Origin of the sequence: Mycolicibacterium pyrenivorans (genome assembly GCF_025821625.1) — a bacterium.
GTDB lineage: Bacteria > Actinomycetota > Actinomycetes > Mycobacteriales > Mycobacteriaceae > Mycobacterium > Mycobacterium pyrenivorans.
Map to the genome: position 1 here is coordinate 23,540 of NZ_JACKSH010000251.1, position 330 is coordinate 23,869.

Annotated in this window: 1 pseudogene; it reads right to left on the reverse strand. The window is 59.9% G+C overall.

Features of this window, described 5'->3' with window-relative positions:
* Positions 1-13 precede the first annotated feature (13 nt).
* Positions 14-235, reverse strand: a pseudogene (locus H7I57_RS27300) (transposase); the annotation flags it as partial.
* Positions 236-330 lie beyond the last annotated feature (95 nt).

Here is a 330-nt window from a genome sequence, read left to right on the forward strand (position 1 = left end):
GGCATGTTGAACGCTAGGTGATTTGGTGTTGTTTCGCAAGTGCTGCCGCAGCGTGTTTCTTGGCGATGACAGCGCGTAGTTCGTCCATGGAGACATCGGAGAGGTAGCGGCGGGTGACCTGCCATTCGTCGTGAGATTCGATGACCACCGCAGTGGCCAGCCGCAGGAACGCTGCCGGGTTGGGGAAAATCTCCACGACATCGGCCCGGCGCTTGATCTCCTTGTTCAAGCGTTCNNTNGTTATCTGTAGTCCGGCGGTCGGGCAGGGTTGTGACCTGCTGGTTTGCGGTGTGGACGGTGTCCGCGACGTGCTCTTGGCGCTCGGTTGTC